The organism is Caulobacter sp. (genome assembly GCF_039596335.1).
GTDB lineage: Bacteria > Pseudomonadota > Alphaproteobacteria > Caulobacterales > Caulobacteraceae > Caulobacter.
Genome location: NZ_JBCNJZ010000003.1, coordinates 222,695 through 238,152, shown reverse-complemented (window position 1 = coordinate 238,152; position 15,458 = coordinate 222,695). Strand labels below are relative to the sequence as shown.

The following is a 15,458-nucleotide window of genomic DNA, read 5'->3' as shown; positions in this document are numbered from 1 at the left end:
GGATCAAGCCTTCTGGCGGGTTTTCGTTGGTCGCGACCCTAAGGCCGCTTCGTCCGATTTGGAAACCGGTTTCCGTCAGGAGAACCGCAAGTGGTGCAGGACGATGCCGCTGGTGGTGGCGACGTTCAGCGAGTCGAAGCCGCCCGCCATCGGGATGCCCACGGTCCGCACCCGCGCCATCACCGCCGGCGTTAGGCCCGGCCCCTCCGCGCCCAGCAGCACGGCGGTGCGCGGCGGCGGCGTCAGCCGGGCCAGGATCTCGTCGGCGGAGGGGCTCAGCGCCAGCCCCTCGAAACCGGTCGCGGCCAGCAGATCGGCGATGTCCTCCCCGCGCGCCAGATGGGCGGTCGGGACCGGCAGCACCGCCCCGACCGAGACCCGGATGGCCTTGCGGTACAGGGGATCGCAGCAGTCGGCGTCCAGCACCACCGCGTCAGCCCCGAAGGCGGCGGCGTTACGATAGATGCCGCCCATGTTGTCGTGATTGGCGATGCCGCACAGCACCAGCACCACCGCCCTTTCCGGCAGGCTGGCCAGCAGGTCGCGCGCCGCGATCGGTTCAGGCTTGTGACCCACCGCCAGCACGCCGCGATGCAGGTGAAAGCCGGCGATGGCGTCCAGCACGGCCTGGTCGGCGAAGTGGACCGGCGTGTCCTCGGGCAGGCCGGCGAAGACCTCGGCCAGCTTGTCCCGGCGTTTGGGATCGATCAGCAGCGACACCACCCGCTCCGGCGCGTCGCGGACAAAGGCCCGCAGCACCGTCTCGCCCTCGGCGATGAACAGGCCCTCTCGCCCCACCAGGTCGCGCTCCTTGATCGCCCGGAATGGGGCGACGGCGGGATCGTCGGGATCGGAGACGACGCGGAACTGGGGCAACGGAGAACCTCGGGGCTTAGCGCACCCCTCGTATCGGCAGGATCACCAGACCGCCAGTCAGGGCCAGGCCCGCAGCCATCAGGAAGAAGACGTGGAAGTTCTGGTGCGTTGGCCCCAGGCTCCACACCGCCAGCACCGGGGCCAGGGCTTGCGGCAGGGTGTTGGCCAGGTTGATGACGCCCAGATCCTTGCCAGCGTCGCGCTGCGAGGGCAGCACCTGCGCCACCAAGGCCATGTCGACGGCGGTGAAGCAGCCCAGGCCGCAACCGAACACCACATAGGCCGCGACCAACACAGGCCAGGTCGGCGACATCGAAAATGCCAGCATGGCGATCGCCAGGGTCAGGGCCGCGCCGAACGCGAACAGCTTGCGTCGCCGCAGCCGGTCCGACAGCAGGCCGCCCAGCATGGCCAGCGGAATGCTGGCCACGGTCGAGACCGCCGTCAGGATCGCCAGACCCTCCTCGGCGCGGCGGCCGGGGAACAGGGTGGCGTAGTCCATCACGTCCTTGAGGAAGTAGAGCATGTAGCACTGGACCAGGCTCAGCGCGATCAGCACGAGGAAGCGCCCCATCCAGGCCAGGGCGAAGTCGGGGTGCTTGCGCGGACTGACCCATAGGCCGGCCAGGAACTCACCCAGCTTGAACGGCGGCACGTCGGCCTTGGGCAGCGGCGGATCCTTCAGGCGCAGCACGAACGGAGCTAGGCCCAGCAGCAGCGCCGCCGAGATCGCCGCATAGCGATGGCCCTCTGCGACCAGCAGGCCGCCCACCATGATCGCGCCCATGGCCGTGCCGATCGGATTGCCCAGGCTGAGGAACGCCGCGACCGTGCCCTTCTGCGTGTCCGGCACCCGGTCGGGCATCACCGCCACCAGGGCCGAGAAGCACAGGTTGAAGGTCAGCTGGAACAGGATCATGCCGCCGATCAGGGCCAACGGCGTCTTGGCCTGCATGATCGCCAGATAGGCCAGGGCCGCCCCCAGCCCGCCCACCACCATCCAAGGGCGACGACGGCCGAATCGCGAGGTGGTGCGGTCGCTGATCGCCCCGGCCAGCAGGTTGGCGAGACTGGCGACCACAGCGCCGAAGAACGCCACCTGGCTCAGCACCACCGCCTTGCCGACGGGGTCGATGGCCTCGGCCTTCAACGGCAGCAGGACCTGGATCAGGGGTTGGAAGGATACGAAGGCGCCGATCTGGGCGAGGGTGTAGGCGGCGACGAAGCTCGCACGTACGGGCTCCCTGGGCCGCGCTTCCTCCTCGGGCGTCATCTCACCTCCCCACGGTCTACGCCGCGCCGGAGGGACAGTGGCTGCGCAACGCCTTGCGGACAAGGGGCTACAACACTTGATCCAGAGGTTTCCAAGCCGAGCGATTACGCTCTAGGTTGTGAGCATGTGCAGGTATTTCGCGGGGCGTGGGGCGGACTGATGGCTTCGGTGACGATCTATGACGTCGCCGCCCAGGCGGGCGTTTCGATCAAGACGGTGTCGCGGGTGATGAACAAGGAGCCGAACGTTCGGCCCGCCATGCGCGACCGCGTGCTGCTGGCGGCGGGCGACCTCGGCTACAGCCCCAATCTTTCGGCCCGCAGCCTGGCCGGCTCGCGCTCGTTCGTGATCGCCGTCTTTGTCGATGCGGCCCTGACCATCGACCACTGGCAGAGCGAGCGCGGCGCCGACTACCTGTCGCGCGTCCAGTTGGGCGCGACCCTGGTCTGCCGCGAGGCCGGCTATCACCTGCTGATCGAGCTGATCGACCACCAGGGCCCCAACGTCCGCCAGGACGTCGCCGCCTTCCTGGCCGCCCTGAAACCCGACGGCGTCATCCTGACCCCGCCCTCCTCCGACGACGCCGTGGTGCTGGAGATGCTGGACAAGGCGGGCACGCCCTATGTCCGCGTCGGTCCCCAGCGCGTCGAGGGCCCGGGGCCGCGCGTGCGGATGGACGATGTCGCCGCCGCCCGCGACATGACCGAGCACCTGATCGGCCTGGGCCATCGCCGCATCGGCTTCGTCGTCGGCGAGCCGCGTTATGCCGCCAGCCAGGCCCGGCGCGAGGGCTATCTGGCGGCGATGCGCGCCCGCGGCCTGCCGGTGGCCGGGAGCTGGGTGCGCCAGGGCGACTTCACCTTCCAGTCGGGGGTCGAGCAGACCCGGGCCCTGTTGGCCACGCCCGAGCGGCCGACGGCGATCTTCGCCAGCAATGACGACATGGCCCTGGGCTGCATGGCCGCGATCGCCGAGGCCGGGCTGATGACGCCGGGCGACATCTCGGTGGCGGGCTTCGACGACAGCTCCAGCGCCCGCTTCAGCAGGCCCCAGCTGACGACCGTGCGCCAGCCCGTCGCCGAGATGTCGTCATTGGCGGCGCGGCTGCTGATCGGTCGGGCCAAGGGCGGCGACGAGGCGCCGGAGTGGCCGAGCGAAGAGCTGCTGCCCTTCACCCTGATCCACCGCGCCTCGACGGCCCCGCCGCCGAAGTAGGAAGCCTTAGCGGCCCGGACGCGCGAAGGCGGCGACGCGGGCGCGGGCGGCGTGGACCGGGTTCTCGGCCGGACGCTCGCGATAGGTCGACTGGAAGGCGGGGGTCACCACCTGCGGACGGCCGCCCAGGCGGAACGCGCCGACGCGGTTCGACAAGTCCAGGGCCTCGACGCGCAGGGCGTGGGTCGCCTCGGTCGATTGCGAGACCATGGCGGCGTTGCGCTGGGTCACCTGGTCCAGCTGGTTCACGGCCGAATTGACCTGCCCCAGGGCCGTGGCCTGTTCGCCGGTCGAGGCGGCGATGTCGTTCACCAGGGCGTCGATGCCGCCGACCTTGTCGACGATGCCGCGCAGCGCCTCGCCCGTCCGGCCGACCAGGTCGACGCCTTCGCTGACCTGCCGGCTGCTTTCGGTGATCAGCGACTTGATCTCCTTGGCGGCGTTGGCCGAGCGCTGGGCCAGGGCCCGTACTTCCTGCGCGACCACCGCGAAACCGCGACCGGCTTCACCGGCGCGAGCGGCTTCGACGCCGGCATTCAGGGCCAGAAGGTTGGTCTGGAAGGCGATCTCGTCGATCACGCCCAGGATCTGGTTCACCTGTTGCGACTGGGCCTCGATCTTGGTCATGGCCTCGGCGGCGCGGGTGACGACCTCGCCCGAGCGCTCGGCTTCCGCCGAGGCCTCGCCGACGCGCGAGGAAACCTCTCGGGCCCCCTTGGCGGTGCGGCTGACGGCGCTGGTCAGTTCTTCGACGGCGGCGGCGGTCTGTTCCAGGGTCGCGGCCTGCTGCTCGGTACGCTGCGACAGGTCCTCGGCGCTGCGGGCGATCTCGTCCGCGCCCGAGCGGATGCCGCCGGCCGAGTGATCGACGGCGCGCATGGCCTCGCTCAGGGATTCGACGGCGTGGTCGAAGTCGGTGCGCAGGCCCTGGAACTCGGGGGCCAGATCGCCTTCAATGCGGGCGGTCAGGTCGCCGGCGGCCAGGCGCGACAGGGCCGCGCCGACAGCCTTCACCGCGTCGGCTTGACGCTGCTCGGCGGCCAGGCGCTCGGCTTCCAGCTCAGCGCGCTCGTCCTCGATCACCGCCAGATAGCTGGAGATGGCCAGATCCATGTCCAGGAACACGGCCTTGTTCAGGGCCGAAAGGCTGTCGGCCAGCTCCTGGTCGGACTTGGCGCTGGTGAACAGGCCCTTGGCGCGCTTGGCGACCACGGCGCGGGTCAGCTCCTCGGCCACCACGGCGTAGCCGCCGATGTACCAGCGTGGCTCCAACTCTGCGTCGACATGGGCGTGGCCGATGCGCTCGACGTCGGCGACGTAACGGTCGTTGTAGTTGGCCTCGGCGATCCGGCGCCAGTGGGCGGCCTGGGCGCACTGCGCGCCGTTCATGTGTTCGCCGTCGCGGAAGCGCGAGCGCGCCTCGGGGAAGCTGCGGACCTGGCCGTAGAACTTGTCCAGCGCCGGCCCGATCTCGCTGTCGATCAGGGGCTTCAGCGCCCGCAGGGCGGCGCGAGAACGTTCGTCGAAGCGCATGAAGGCCATACGTTGGTCCAGCTTCGCGTCCGCGCTCATGCTCTAGGTACTCCGACTCGACGGTAAGATTTCGTTGACCATGTTCGTGACGGTTATCCGTTAACCAAGATTGAACCGGGACGCGATGCGCCCCGTGGTCACACCTCTCTCCACAAACTTTTCGTCACAGAGTCGCCACAAGCAGAAACAAGCTGCGCCTTGGCGCGTTTTGCCCTTGTCAGGTCCTGCGCGGGGCTTGGATATAGCCCGTAAACAAGCTCACGGATTTCATGGCGCTACCGGCGGACTTCATCTTGACCGAGCACGACGGCCGCACGACGGCCGCGCTCTCGGGAGATTGGACCGCTCGCGGCCTGCTGGACGCCGGCTTGCGGCTGTCCGCGGCGGTCAAGTCGCCCAAGGACATCCATTTCGACCTGACCGGCGTCAATCGCTGCGACACTGCCGGCGCCTACGCCATCCTGCGGGCCGGCGGCGACAGGCTAGACGCCCAGCGCGTCGAGGCCCGCCCCGAGGTGCTGCGCCTGCTGGAACTGGTCGGTGCGGCGATCCAGGTCGAGCCCGAACCCTCGATCCGCCCCAATGGCTTCCACGCCCTGCTGGAGCGGGTCGGACGCGGCGTCTATGGCCTGTTCAGCGACGGCTACAGCACCCTGGTGTTTCTGGGCCACCTGCTCAGCGCCCTGGGTCGCTGCATCGCCGATCCGCGCCGCATCCGCTGGGCGCCGACCATCTCGCTGGCCGAGCGCGCAGGCCTGGACGCCATGCCGATCGTGGCGGTGACGACCTTCTTCATCGGCGCGGTGGTGGCCCTGCTGGGCGCCAACATGCTGACCGACTTCGGGGCCCAGGTTTACTCGGTCGAGCTGATCGGCATCTCGGTGATGCGCGAGTTCAACATCCTGATCACCGCCATTCTGCTGGCCGGCCGCTCGGCCTCCAGCTTCGCGGCCGAGATCGGTTCGATGAAGATGAACCAGGAGGTCGACGCCATGCAGGTCATGGGCGTTGACCCGTACGAAGCGCTGGTGCTGCCGCGCTTCGCCGCCCTGCTGCTGACCATCCCGCTGCTGACCTTCGTGGCCACCCTGGCGGGCCTGGCCGGCGGCATGCTGGTGGTGTGGGTCGTGCTGGACCTGTCGCCGACCTTCTTCCTGCAGCGCATCGTCGACTATATCGGCGTCACCCACTTCTGGATCGGCCTGTGCAAGGCTCCGGTCATGGCCGCGGTGATCGCCGCCATCGGCTGCCGCCAGGGCATGGAGGTCGGCAATGACGTCGAGTCGCTGGGCCGCCGCGTCACCGCCGCCGTGGTCCACGCCATCTTCGCCATTATCCTGATCGACGCTGTCTTCGCCCTGATCTTCATGGAGCTGGATATATGACCCGCTCCCGCAAACAGCCTCCGCCTCCCCCGCCTGTCGCCGAGTCGGCAGAGTCGGAGAAGTTCCCGATCGAGGTGCGCGGCTTGGTCTCGTGCTTTGGCGACAATGTCGTGCACGACGGCCTGGACCTGCAGGTCCAGCGCGGCGAGGTCATGGGCGTGGTCGGCGGCTCGGGCACCGGCAAGTCGGTGCTGCTCAACAGTATCATCGGCCTGAAGGTCCCCGACGGCGGCCAGGTGCGCCTGTTCGGCGGCGACATGCGCACGGCCTCGCGCCGGCGCTGGTCGTCGGTCGAGCGCCGCTGGGGCGTGCTGTTCCAGCAGGGCGCACTGTTCTCGAACCTGACCGTGCGCGAGAACGTCTCGGCGCCGCTCTACGAACACACCCGCCTGCCCAAGCGCGAGATCGAGGAAATTGCCGACCTGAAGATCGCCATGGTCGGCCTGCCCGCCCGCGCCGCGACCTTGAAGCCGGCCGAGCTGTCGGGCGGCATGCGCAAGCGCGCCGGCCTGGCCCGCGCCCTGGCCATGGACCCCGAGCTGCTGTTCCTGGACGAGCCGACGGCGGGCCTGGACCCGATCGGCGCGGCGGCCTTCGACGAGTTGATCAAGGACCTGTCCGACAGCCTGGATCTGACCGTCTTCATGATCACCCACGACCTGGACAGCCTGTACGCCATCACCGACCGCGTCGCCGTGCTGGCCGACAAGAAGGTGGTCGAGGTGGCGCCCGTGCGCGAGCTCGAGCGTTCGGAACATCCCTGGATTCAGAAATACTTCCTGGGCCCGCGAGGACGCGCCGCCGCGTCCCCTGCGCATAGCCAGGCCGAGGCGAGGACGTAACTGATGGAAAGAAACGCCAACTACGCCCTGGTCGGGGCCATCTCGCTGGCCCTGTTCATGGGTCTGGTGATCTTCGTGGTCTGGCTGGCCAAGCTCAGCTTCAGCCGCGACTACGACCTGTACGACATCCTGTTCATCGGTCCGGTGCGCGGCCTGTCTCAAGGCGGCGAGGTGCACTTTAACGGCATCAAGGTCGGTGAGGTCAGCCGCATCGAGCTGGACAAGACCGACCCGAACCGCGTCATCGCCCGCGTGCGCGTCTCGTCGGACGTGCCCATCAAGGTCGACAGCTACGCCACGTTGGAGCCGCAGGGCATCACGGGCGTCAACTACGTCCAGATCACCGCCGGCTCGCCCAACAAGGAGCTGCTGAAGGACACCGTCGAGGGCGGCAAGGTGCCGGTCCTGCGCAGCCAGCGCAGCGCCCTGTCCGACCTGCTGGAAGGCGGCGGCACGGTGCTGACCCGCACGATCGAGGCCCTGGACCGCGTCAACCGCGTGCTCAGCGACAAGAACATCAAGACCTTCAGCGCCTCGCTCAGCGACGTCCAGGCGGTCACCGCCGAACTGCGCGAGCGCAAGGAGATCATCGCCGACGCTCAGAAGGCGCTGCAGAGCATCGACCAGACGGCGCAGTCGATCACCGAGGTGGCCAAGACCGCCAACGGCATCGTCGACGGCGACGGCCGCCGCACCCTGAAGGAATTGGGCGACGCCGCCGCCGAGCTGAAGGCCGCCGCCAAGGACGCCCGCGGCATGGTCGGCAAGCTGGAAGGTCCGACCAGCGACTTCGCCACCACCGGCCTGCCGCAGCTGTCAGCCGCCATCGTCACCCTGCAGGGGGCCGCCGAGTCCCTCGACCGTCTGGTCGGCCAGGTCGAACAGAATCCCCGAAGCCTGGTCGGCAAGGCGCCCGCCAAGGAAGTGGAGGTCCAGCCGTGATCCGTAACCTGCTCCGCGTCGCGGCCATCTCGGCGGTCGCCGTCAGCCTATCGGCCTGCATCAGCGTCTTCCCGAAGACCAAGCCGGTCGGTATGTACCGCTTCGGCCAGGCCGAGGTGAACGTCTCCAAGGGCCCGCCCGGCGCGATGTTCGGGGTGCTGAAGGCTCCGACCATCTTCACCCGATCGGCGGCCGGCGACCGCATCCAGACCGTCACCAATGGCGAGGTGGCCTACATCGCCGGCGCCCGCTGGGTGTCGCCTGCCTTCGTGCTGTTCGAGGAAGCCACCGCCCGGGCGTTCGAGAACGATCCGGGCCGCGCGCGCCTGATCGGTCGCGGCGAGGTCGGCAAGGCCGAGCTGGTGCTGCGCCTGGAGGTCCGCACCTTCGAGGCGGTCTATGACCAGGGCCCCAAGGCCGCGCCCGAGATCGTCGTCCGCGTCAGGGGCGTCCTGAGCCGCAGCAGCGATCGCGCCCTGGTCGGCGACCAGATCTTCGAGGCCAAGATCCGCGCCGCCGACAACCGCGTCGGAGCCATTGTGCCGGCCTATGACCAGGCCGTGGCCAAGGTGCTGGGCGATATCGTCAACTGGATCAACGCCGCCGAGCCGGCGCCGAAGGCCTAGAGCGCCTCAAGCGGCTCAGTCACTGCGCCGTAGCCGGCGTTGCCGGGGATCCGCAGCACGCGGCCGTCGACCCACGGCTCGACGGTGACCAGCGCCCTGCCCTCGGCCCTCGTCACTGCATCGCTCGGGCTGGCGCTTTCGGCCAGCAGTTGCAGGTTCATGCGCGTGGGAAAGATCACCTTGCGCGCGCCGGCCGCGGCCATGTCCAGCGCGGTCGCCGGGGCGATCCACTCGGCATCGACCGCCTCGTGGCCGTCGCAGATCGCCTGCTGAGCCAGCGGCGCGTGGGCGACGTAGAACCAGGTGTCGAAGCGTTTGGGCATCAGCTTGGGCGTGATCCAGCGGGCGAACACCGTCAGGGCCGACAGATCCAGCTTCAGGCCCAGATCCTCGACCACGTCGATGAAGGCCACCTTGTCCTCGGCCACCGCCGCGCGGATGTCCTTGGCCGCCTCGCCTGCATAGAAGGCGCCGTCCTTGTCACGAGCCAGCAGCACTCCGGCTTCCTCATAGGCCTCGCGGATGGCGGCGATGCGCAGTGGCGCGCCGTCCTGGCATTCGGTGTCGAAGCCGTACGCCAGCTCGCGCCAGCGCGGGTCGTGGTCGCCCTGGTGGCTCTTGCCGCCCGGGAACACCAGGGCCCCGCCGGCGAAGTCGATCTGGTGGTGCCGCTTGACCATGAGCACCTCGAAGTCGGGCGCGTCTCGAAGCAGCAGTACGGTGGCGGCGGGACGAGCATCCCCGAGCGACGGATCAGACATGACGGTAAGTCTGGCGCACGTCCGAGCGCTTGCACAGTCCAAATTCGAACAACCGTTCGGGGCGCAGATTAGGCCGAGGCGGCCTGACGCTTCTCGACGCTCTGGTCCATGCGCTCCAGCAGGTACTCGCTGTCCTCGCGCGACACGGCGTGGGACGAGGTCAGGAAGCGCTGGATCATCCGCTCCTGGAAACGCTCACGATCGTGGGCGCGACCGTCGAACTCCAGGCCGTGGAAGGCGTCGACGCCGGCGCGGAAGGCCGGCAGCAGGCGCGGCGGCAGGCCGGCGCGCTCGCAGATCGCCTTCAGGCCCAGCGGGCCCGCATCGTGGATCATCAGCCAGGTGCGGTGATGCGGCACGCCGGCCAATTCGGCCACGGCCCACTCGAAGAAGGTCATGTGGCCGTGGGCCAGACCCCGCAGGATCAGCGAGGGCGACAGACGGCCCACGCGATGCAGGTGAGCGACGAAAGCCTTGGGATCGGCGGCGCGGCCGGCCTGGTCCACCAGGTCGATGGTGGCCCGCTCCTTGGCGCTGATCATCAGTTCCAGGGCCAGCTCGGCCGACAAGGCGTGATGCGACAGGATGTGGTCGCGGATCTGGTCGCCGACCATGTCGATCAAGCGTTCGGTCACCGCCAGCGGCAGGGCGGCGCGATAGGCTACGGCCTGCAGCACCTGCTCGGACTTGGCGAAGCGGTCCAGGGCCTTCTGCAGCGCCACTTCCGAGAAGCGGGCGTTGTCGTTGGCGCAGGTCGCGGCCACGACGGCCTCGTCGCCCTGGTCGACCAGCAGCGTGGTGATCCGGGTCGACAGCTTCGAGCGCTTGGCCACCGCCATCTGGCGGCGCGGACCGCCCACGCGGACGATCTCGGCCAGGTCGGTGTCGGTGAACACCGGCGAGAAGTTGATGATCGGCAGGCTGACGCTGTCGACATCGCGCGCCAGGCGGTTGGCGACGTCCGGCGGCAGGACCGGCGAGTTCTTCAGGGTGACCGCCAGGGCCCGGCGCACCAGCTCGGCGGCGTCGGCGGCCATGACCCGCAGGATGTCGTGGGCGACCTGTCGCCCCTCCTCGTCGAGGGTGGCGCGATCGATGCTGCGGCACAGCTTATGGGCCGCGAGGGCGCGCTCGTCCGGCGTCGCGCCCTTCACGAGCATGCGGATATCTAAATCGGTGAGTGCGGCGCGTGTGGTGGCCATGGGGGTTCCGCCCGACCTATGCTGAGAGTCGATCCTCGGCGGTTAGGCTTAATGATTGTTTGCGCTTCGAAGCTGTGGATTAACGATACACCGTAACTGGGTACAAACCACACATCGCCATGATGCGCGCTCGATGAACAGGAGCGCGACCTTGCTCGTAGAGCGCCGGCCGAACGACAACACGATGGACGGCGCGCGACTGGCCAAGGCCCTGGACGCCCAGTCCGCGCTGCTGCCTTACGCGCTTGGGGTTTTCGCGATCAGCCTGCCGCTGTTCGTGTGGGTCGGATCGTTCGCCGCCAACCGCATCTGGATGACCGCCACCTTCGCGGTCTTCGCCATTAACTGGGGCGCCTTCTACGTCGCCATCAACGGCCTGCGCGACGACACGTCGCAGAACCTGGCGCGCCGGGCGCGGGTCTATGTGCTGTGCGGCGTGTTGTGGGCGCTAGCGGTCGGCCAGATCGCGGCCTTCGCCCAGGGCGCGGGTCCCGCGCGCGACACCCTGCTGCTGATGGCCACCGCCGGCGCGGTGATGTGCGCCTTCTTCGCCGCTCCCTACCTGCCCGGCCTGCTGATCATCGCTCCGATCGCGGCGGCAGGTCCGATGATCGCCCACTTCTCCAGCGGCGGTGACCGCCAGGAAGGTGAGCTGACCTTCGGCGCCACCGCGCTGGGCCTGACGCTGGCCCTGATCCTGAACCGCATGTTCCGCCGCCAGCACGATCTGTCTGTCGCTCACGAGGAGCTGGTCGAGGAGCGCCTGCGGGTGCTGGAGGACGCCGAACGCACGGCCCGCTCCAAGTCCGACATCGTGGCCACGCTGAGCCATGAAATCCGCAACGGCCTGACCGGCGTGACCCACGTGCTGGCCGCGGCCGCCGGCAAGGGCGGCCGCGCCGCGCCGTCGCGCGAGCAGCTGAACGCCGCGCTGGACGCCGCCCAGGACCTGATTTCGGTGCTGAACGCCACGCTCGACTCCGAGACCGCCGAATCGGGCCGCCTCAGCGTCGAGGCCCTGCCCTTCGATCCCGCCCGCCTGATCCAGGACCTGGTCCTGCTGGACAAGCCGCACGCCGCCGCCAAGGGGCTGGAGCTGGCCGTCCACATCGATCCGTTGCTGCGCGGCCGCGACAAGGGCGCGGTGATCGCCGACGCCCTGCGCACCCGCCAGATCGTCGCCAACCTGCTGGGCAACGCGGTGAAGTACACCGTGCGCGGCCGCATCGAGGTCCGCGTCGAGCTGCGCGGCGACCAGGTGGCCGTCGAGGTCGCCGACACCGGCCCTGGCCTGTCGACCGAAGAGATGGAACAGGCCTTCGAGCCCTTCCGCCGGGTCGAGCGCACCGGCGCCGGCGTCAACGGCGCGGGCCTGGGCCTGTCGCTGTCGCGCCAGCTGGCGCGGCTGATGGGCGGCGCGCTTGAGGCCCGCAGCGCCGTGGGCGTGGGCAGCTGCTTCACCCTGACCCTGCCCTTCGACGCCGCCGTCGAGTGCGAGTTCGAGGAGGAGCTGGAAGCCATCGCCAACGAGCCGCCCGGCGCGCCGCGCACCCTGCGCATCCTGATCGCCGAGGACGACGCCCTGAACGCGGCCATGCTGCGCGCCATCCTGGAGCAGCTGGGCCACCAGGTGGTCCACGCCCAGAACGGCCGCCGCGCCGCCGATCTGGCCCGGATCGCCGAGTTCGACCTGCTGATGCTGGATCACCGGATGCCGGTTCTGGACGGCCCGGGCGCGGCGGCCGCCCTGCGCCAGGCCGACGGTCCCAACCGCCACGCTCCTATCGTCGCCATGATCGACGGCGACGGCGAGGAAGCCACCGAATTCCTGGACGCGGGCGCCGACATCGTGCTGCGCAAGCCCGTCAGCGTCGCGGCCGTGGCCCGCACCCTGGCCGATGCCGCCGCCCTCGATCGGCCCACCAGCAAGTCTGAAGCCGCCTAAGCTCCGGTTTGACAAGCCGGGCCGGCGGTGGACAATGGCGCATGTTCTCGCGCCCCATCTTCCGGCGTTTCTGCCATCACGGCGGTAGCCTGCTCGCAGCCTACTAGCCCCGAACCGTTCGCGCGCCTGCCGCCGCGAGCGTTCGGGGCGAACACTCATCATTCCGCCTTGACCGGCCCACCGTGCGTGCGCCGTCGCGCCTTTACACATCGCCAGGAGCTATCCATGCCCTCGCAAGCGGACGCCGCCGCGCGTCCTCGCATCATCATGGCCGAGACCGAGGTCGAACGCCTGTCCACCCTGGCCCTGCAGATGCAGCAGGCCTCCCCGCTGGCCGCCGACATGCTGTTGGCCGAAATCGACCGCGCCGAGATCCGCCCCGACGCCGACATGCCCGGCGAGGTCGTTCGCATGCGCTCGACCGTGCGCTTCGAGGACGACGCCAACGGCGTCGCCCGCTCGGTGCTGCTGGTCTATCCCAAGGAAGCCGACATCGCGGCCGGCAAGATCTCAGTGCTGTCCCTCGTGGGGGCCGGCCTGATCGGCCTGACCGTCGGCCAGTCGATAAGCTGGCCCGACCGCGACGGCCACGAACGCCTGCTGCGGATCCTCAAGGTCGAGCCGCCCGGCTGCCTGGTATTCTGATCGGGAGGCTTGCCCATGGGTAAGCCTTTCCAATCCCGGCCGGCATCCGCACACTCGCGCCCAACAAAAATGGAGAGACGCGGATGCTGCAGGGACTGCGGGTGGTCGAGCTGGCGACCTATATCGCTGCTCCGGGGGCGGCCGGAATCATGGCCGACTGGGGCGCCGACGTCATCAAGGTCGAGTCTCCCGAGGGCGACCCGATGCGGCGGTTCTTCGACACCATCGGCTCGGACCAGGACGCCAACCCGATCTTCGAGCTGGACAACCGCGGCAAGCGCGCCGTGGTGCTGGACATCCGCAGCGACCTGGGCCGCGAGGCGCTGAAGGCGCTGGTCGCCACGGCGGACATCTTCCTGACCAATGTCCGCCCCGCCGCCCTGGCCCGGGCGGGCGCGGACTACGAGACGCTGAAGGCCATCAATCCCCGCCTGATCTATTGCAGCCTGACCGGCTATGGCCTGGTCGGTCCCGATCGCGACAAGCCGGGCATGGACGTGGCGGCCTTCTGGTCGCGGGCCGGCGTCGGGGCGATCACCGCGCCCAAGGGGGCCGAGCCCTTCCCGATCCGCACCGGCATGGGCGACCACGTCACCTCCTTGGCGACGGTGTCCGCGATCCTCGCGGCGGTCCACGAGCGGACCAAGACTGGCGAAGGCCGGCTGGTCGAGACCTCGCTGCTGCGCACCGGCGTCTACGCGATCGGCTCTGACATGGCCATCCAGCTCCGCTTCGGGAAGCTGGCCTCGACCCGCGGTCGGCGCGAGGCGGTGCAACCGCTGGCCAACTTCTACAAGACGTCGGACGGCCGCTGGATCTGCCTGCTGCCGCGCCAGGGCTCGGTCGACTGGCCGCGCATCGCCGCCGCCGCCGGCCGACCCGAACTGGTCGACGACCCGCGCTTCGCCTCGGCCAAGAGCCGCCGCGAGCACGGCCAGGCCCTGGTCGACATCCTGGACGAGGCGTTCGGGGCGATGACTTATCCACAGGCCGAGGCGGCGCTGGACGCCGGCGACATCACCTGGGCCCCCTACCAGACCCCGCGCGAACTGGCGCAGGACGCCCAGGCGGAGGCGGCGGGCTGTTTCGTCGACACGCCCGACGGCGCGGGCGGTACGTTCAAGTCACCGGCCGCCCCGGCCCGTTTCCCGGGCGTGGACGACACGCCGCGCGGTCCGGCGCCCAAGCTGGGCGCAGATACCGAGAGCGTATTCAGAGAGTTGGGTTGGTCGGAAGACCAGGTAGCGGCTCTGACCCAGGTCAGCGCTGCTTGACCTTGTCGTTGGCGTCGGCCAGCACCCGCAGCATTTCGGCCGAGAACATCGAGCTGGCCAGACGCTGACCTGCGCCGCCGCCGATCTCGCCGCCGCCAAACGGATTGGCGTCCTGCGAGCCGCGCAGGATCAGGTCGACCACCGCTTCCTGCTGCTTGATCCGCTCCAGGCGACGACCGCTGGCATATTGGATGAAGCCCTGGTCGACGCTGTCGGGCTGCTGGCGCGCGGGCGCCGGGTCGGTGACACGGCTGGCGCCGCCGGTCTTGGTCAGGTTGGCATAGACCTCGCCGACCGTGGCCGAGCGGCCGTCGCGATAGAAGATCGACTTGTTGGCCTGGGCCGCATCCGGGAACATCGCGGCGGCGCTGGCGCCGGGGTTGCTGGTCGCGGCCTCGATCAGGCGGGCTGAACCGGCCGGACCCAGGAAGTGGGCGGCGTAGAGCTCGCCGGACGTGGGTGAGCGCCCCACCCGGCCGCGCAGATAGGAGGCGTGGTCCGAGGCCAGCTCGCCGGCCATCAGCGAGGCGGCGTGCGGATCCATCTTCAGGCCCAGCACCGCCTTGCGGGCTTCGTCGCCCTCGACGCGATAGCGGCCGTCGCTGCCTTGCGAGATCAGGTCGGCATAGCGGGCATAGCCGTACTTGGAGCCATGCTTCTTCAGCGTGGACAGCCAGGTCTGGTCGACGAACTGGAACAGGCCCGAGGCCGAGGACGTGCGCGCCTTGGCGGCCGGGTTGAAGCCGCTTTCGCGCTTGGCCGTGCCCACCAGGAACGAGAAGTCGACCCCCGTCGCGCTGGAAGCGCGCTGGATCGCCGACTCGACGACGCTGCGGATGGAACTGACGGCAGGCATGGACGTGATGAGTCCGCGATCATGGTTAATGACGAATTAACCACGCCTGCTTCGCCCCATCCGGAGGCGAGATGTCGCACCCG

Annotated in this window: 14 protein-coding genes; 8 read left to right on the top strand and 6 right to left on the bottom strand. The window is 69.3% G+C overall.

Annotated features, from left to right (window positions below; translation table 11 throughout):
- Positions 1 to 75 precede the first annotated feature (75 nt).
- A complete protein-coding gene (locus tag ABDW31_RS07710) occupies positions 76 to 876 on the bottom strand; it encodes an RNA methyltransferase (protein WP_184717977.1) in 801 nt (266 codons plus the stop codon).
- A gap of 16 nt (positions 877 to 892) precedes the next feature.
- Positions 893 to 2,149, bottom strand: coding sequence for an MFS transporter (locus tag ABDW31_RS07705; RefSeq protein WP_184717975.1), 1,257 nt, complete (start codon positions 2,147 to 2,149; stop codon positions 893 to 895).
- A gap of 159 nt (positions 2,150 to 2,308) precedes the next feature.
- On the opposite strand from ABDW31_RS07705, the gene ABDW31_RS07700 reads away from it, so the two are divergent.
- Positions 2,309 to 3,364: a LacI family DNA-binding transcriptional regulator gene (locus ABDW31_RS07700; RefSeq protein WP_184717973.1), complete on the top strand. Its 1,056-nt coding sequence runs from the start codon at positions 2,309 to 2,311 to the stop codon at positions 3,362 to 3,364.
- A gap of 6 nt (positions 3,365 to 3,370) precedes the next feature.
- Here the strand turns inward: ABDW31_RS07700 and ABDW31_RS07695 are convergent, their stop codons facing one another.
- On the bottom strand, positions 3,371 to 4,936 hold the full coding sequence (locus ABDW31_RS07695) for a methyl-accepting chemotaxis protein (RefSeq protein ID WP_184717971.1): 1,566 nt from the start codon (positions 4,934 to 4,936) through the stop codon (positions 3,371 to 3,373).
- A 230-nt stretch (positions 4,937 to 5,166) separates the two neighbouring features.
- Here ABDW31_RS07695 and ABDW31_RS07690 point away from each other — a divergent pair, with 230 nt between their 5' ends.
- Genes ABDW31_RS07690 through ABDW31_RS07675 form a run of 4 tightly spaced genes read left to right on the top strand, consistent with a single transcriptional unit; the run spans position 5,167 to position 8,692 of the window.
- Complete coding sequence (locus tag ABDW31_RS07690; protein ID WP_184717969.1) at positions 5,167 to 6,282, top strand: MlaE family lipid ABC transporter permease subunit; 1,116 nt, start codon at positions 5,167 to 5,169, stop codon at positions 6,280 to 6,282.
- On the top strand, positions 6,279 to 7,124 hold the full coding sequence (locus ABDW31_RS07685; RefSeq protein ID WP_184717967.1) for an ABC transporter ATP-binding protein: 846 nt from the start codon (positions 6,279 to 6,281) through the stop codon (positions 7,122 to 7,124). The genes ABDW31_RS07690 and ABDW31_RS07685 overlap by 4 nt, the downstream gene beginning before the upstream one ends.
- Before the next feature lie 3 nt (positions 7,125 to 7,127).
- Positions 7,128 to 8,066 (top strand): MlaD family protein, encoded by a 939-nt coding sequence (locus tag ABDW31_RS07680; protein WP_184717965.1) that lies wholly within the window; start codon positions 7,128 to 7,130, stop codon positions 8,064 to 8,066.
- A complete protein-coding gene (locus ABDW31_RS07675) occupies positions 8,063 to 8,692 on the top strand; it encodes an ABC-type transport auxiliary lipoprotein family protein (RefSeq protein ID WP_184717963.1) in 630 nt (209 codons plus the stop codon). The genes ABDW31_RS07680 and ABDW31_RS07675 overlap by 4 nt, the downstream gene beginning before the upstream one ends.
- Here the strand turns inward: ABDW31_RS07675 and ABDW31_RS07670 are convergent.
- Together ABDW31_RS07670 and spbR are read right to left on the bottom strand one after the other, a co-directional pair.
- Positions 8,689 to 9,453, bottom strand: coding sequence for an NUDIX domain-containing protein (locus tag ABDW31_RS07670; RefSeq protein ID WP_184717961.1), 765 nt, complete (start codon positions 9,451 to 9,453; stop codon positions 8,689 to 8,691). The two genes, ABDW31_RS07675 and ABDW31_RS07670, sit on opposite strands and share 4 nt — an antisense overlap.
- A 68-nt stretch (positions 9,454 to 9,521) precedes the next feature.
- A complete protein-coding gene (gene spbR / locus ABDW31_RS07665) occupies positions 9,522 to 10,655 on the bottom strand; it encodes a pole-localized protein SpbR (protein WP_184717959.1) in 1,134 nt (377 codons plus the stop codon).
- A 151-nt stretch (positions 10,656 to 10,806) separates the two neighbouring features.
- Here spbR and ABDW31_RS07660 point away from each other — a divergent pair, with 151 nt between their 5' ends.
- The 3 genes from ABDW31_RS07660 to ABDW31_RS07650 all read left to right on the top strand — a co-directional run bounded on the left by ABDW31_RS07660 (position 10,807) and on the right by ABDW31_RS07650 (position 14,519).
- Positions 10,807 to 12,600: an ATP-binding protein gene (locus tag ABDW31_RS07660; RefSeq protein WP_184717957.1), complete on the top strand. Its 1,794-nt coding sequence runs from the start codon at positions 10,807 to 10,809 to the stop codon at positions 12,598 to 12,600.
- 225 nt (positions 12,601 to 12,825) lie between these two features.
- Positions 12,826 to 13,245: a nucleoside diphosphate kinase regulator gene (gene rnk, locus ABDW31_RS07655; protein ID WP_184717955.1), complete on the top strand. Its 420-nt coding sequence runs from the start codon at positions 12,826 to 12,828 to the stop codon at positions 13,243 to 13,245.
- An 83-nt stretch (positions 13,246 to 13,328) separates the two neighbouring features.
- Complete coding sequence (locus tag ABDW31_RS07650) at positions 13,329 to 14,519, top strand: CaiB/BaiF CoA-transferase family protein (RefSeq protein ID WP_184717953.1); 1,191 nt, start codon at positions 13,329 to 13,331, stop codon at positions 14,517 to 14,519.
- Here the strand turns inward: ABDW31_RS07650 and ABDW31_RS07645 are convergent.
- Complete coding sequence (locus ABDW31_RS07645) at positions 14,506 to 15,375, bottom strand: transglycosylase SLT domain-containing protein (RefSeq protein ID WP_184717951.1); 870 nt, start codon at positions 15,373 to 15,375, stop codon at positions 14,506 to 14,508. The genes ABDW31_RS07650 and ABDW31_RS07645 overlap by 14 nt on opposite strands.
- Positions 15,376 to 15,458: the final 83 nt, after the last annotated feature.